This window comes from Bradyrhizobium sp. UFLA05-109 (assembly GCF_054185165.1).
Genome location: NZ_JBBIAR010000151.1, coordinates 1 through 2373 on the forward strand (window position 1 = coordinate 1; position 2373 = coordinate 2373).

3 protein-coding genes and 1 pseudogene are annotated in these 2373 nt (G+C 60.1%); 2 read left to right on the forward strand and 2 right to left on the reverse strand.

The features are described from left to right. Positions 1 to 311: pseudogene (locus Q3C01_RS44755) on the reverse strand (hypothetical protein); the annotation flags it as partial. Positions 312 to 616: 305 nt separating this feature from the next. Here Q3C01_RS44755 and Q3C01_RS44760 point away from each other — a divergent pair. Together Q3C01_RS44760 and Q3C01_RS44765 are read left to right on the forward strand one after the other, a co-directional pair. Then, on the forward strand, positions 617 to 859 hold the full coding sequence (locus Q3C01_RS44760; protein WP_458151728.1) for a hypothetical protein: 243 nt from the start codon (positions 617 to 619) through the stop codon (positions 857 to 859). A 431-nt stretch (positions 860 to 1290) separates the two neighbouring features. After that, positions 1291 to 1647 carry a hypothetical protein gene (locus tag Q3C01_RS44765; RefSeq protein WP_458151730.1) on the forward strand — a complete coding sequence of 119 codons (357 nt, stop codon included), beginning with the start codon at positions 1291 to 1293 and terminating at the stop codon, positions 1645 to 1647. A 67-nt stretch (positions 1648 to 1714) separates the two neighbouring features. Here Q3C01_RS44765 and Q3C01_RS44770 read toward each other — a convergent pair. Further along, on the reverse strand, positions 1715 to 2373 hold a 659-nt coding region (locus Q3C01_RS44770), incomplete at its 5' end, for a polysaccharide deacetylase family protein (protein WP_458151731.1).

Sequence of the window (2373 nt, forward strand, 5' to 3'; positions counted from 1 at the left end):
TGTGCTTCCAATCCGAACACGAACTGATTGGTTTGCCAGCGATACCCGATCTGTCCGCCGACAAGGCCTCCGGAGCGAGTAGCGCAACCACCTGCGACTGTTCCAAAAATGTCAGTGACGAAGTCCACGCAGCCGCGGCTTTGGCCCCATCCGCCGTTGGCGCCGATGTAAAAGCCAGTCCAATCGTAAATCGTGACTACGGGCGCGGGGGGCGCCTTGGTGTAAGGTTTCGCAGCCAGATCGGCCGCCGAGGCGGGAGCGGTCGCGCCCACCACCAACACGGCCGCGGTACTCAGTAGGAACTTCTTCATTGTGATTGCTCCCATCCCGTCGTTTCGCCTGAAGCGACCGCCAGAACTTTTTTGAAGAAACCCCGCCCGACCGCAAACCTAGTCGACTTAGCGCGGATGCGATGTATCCCGAAGGCAACACTTAGGATTTTCAATCTTTGCTAGAACGGAATACCGGCAGCAAGGTGAAAGCTCGCATACGACAATTATCCTGACCAATAGATTTGTGGGGAGGCACGAAGGTAGGTCGCGAGCCGCGGAACTGAAACCCTCGGTTCTGCATTCCTAAACCTGCTTGCGCAGCTGAGGATGTCGAACTTCGTGTCGTGAACAAACCGATGATCGAAACAGACGCTGAACGTGAATTCCTACTAAGTCAGCTTTCGCCAGAAGATCGGGACCGTGTCGAGAATTTTTCACAAGCTCATGACCCGAGCGCAGCACGCGCAATTGAGATGCTGGGTATCGGGCAAGCAGACTTTGGCTCCGAAAGACTCATCACCGAGACTACCGAGGAGCGCGACTTTTTGCTCAGCCAGTTTGTCCCTGCGAGACCGCGCGCTAGTTGAAGAGGCTCTTGCCGCAGCCCCCGGACGGACCGTCGGTCAGTGCATCGAGCAGATGCGGCCCGATGGCAAACTCTGAAGCTCCGCTTTCGCCCTCACCGAAGCTACCAGTGGCACAAGGTACACTTTCTGACGCCTCAGCCTGTGCTTTATTGGCGTCGCGCACTTTGCCGGTTTCCTAGCCCCCAACCCCCTATCGGCGGACGTGCGTATGACCCCGGCGCAGCCCACACAACTGCGCCGGGGCCCCAATGTGTCGATGGGTTGTTCAAGCGCTCTGAGCGACGCGCCCTTGGCTTTGACGGCGCGGACAATGTCCTCGCGAGACATGCAGAACGGCCTCTACGCCACGTTGCTGCTTGCGTGATATGCGTCACATAAGCTCGCGCGGGCCTCTCCTACTCTCTCCTCACGCCCAAACGGGAGACATGTACATGCGCAAGATCATTCTGGTTGCCGCCATGGTTCTGGCCTCCGCGTCTGCTCAGGCCGAGGGTTCGCGCAGCCTGACGCTCGCTTCGGCTGATGATCCGGGCGCGCAGCAGGCCACGACGACCACGGCGTCGCCGCAGGCCTCCAAGCCCACCGAAGCGCCGAAATATGTCGACCGGCCCGCGGCCGTGTCCACGACACCGACGACCACGACGACCACAAGCTCAACGCCCGCAACGACGCAGACGCCAGCAGTCCCGACCAAGACCACGGCGAAGACCGACAAACCGAAGCGCACGCCTTACTGGACCGAAGGCCGCATCATCAGCGAGCTTCATCGCCACGGGATCTATTGGTAATCCAAAAAACGATGATGGCCGGGAAGCCCGGCCATCATGAACTGTCGAAGCGTGGTGGTCCGTCGCGTTACTGCGAAACCGTCTGCACCACGCTCGAGATCGGACGCGTGCTCGAGGTCGGTACCTTCAAATCCTTCAGCAGCGCCTCGTCATATTCCGGCAGCGTCTGGAACGTCGTCTTCGCCTTGATCTGCACGACCTTGTAGCCGCCGGCCTTCAGGCTCGCGAGCAGCGTCGGCAGGGCTTCCGCGGTGTGCTTCTGGAAGTCATGCATCAGGATGATGCCCTTGCCGAGCTTGTCGAGCTTGGTCATCACGTTGCTGACGATCTTGTCCGGCGTGCTTTCTTTCCGGAAGTCGAAGGAGTCGAGATCGGTCGAGAACATCGCCACGTTCCGGGTGCCGAAATAGCTCACGATCGCCGGATTGTGCTGGAGCTGGGGAAAGCGGAAGAACGGCGCGGGGTTGGTGCCGAGCGCGAACTTCACCGCGCTAAAGCCCTTCTCGACTTCGTCCTTGGCCTGCTGCTCCGTCATCTTCTTGCTGTTCAGATTGACGTGCGACCAGGTGTGCGAGCCGACCGTGTGGCCCTGGGCCAGCACTTGGCGCAGGATTTCCGGATGATAGGTCGCGTGCTTGCCGACTGCGAAGAACAGGCCCTTGGTGCATTCGTCGGCGAGGGCCTTCAGCACGGCAGGCGTGTTGTTCGGCCATGGACCGTCGTCGA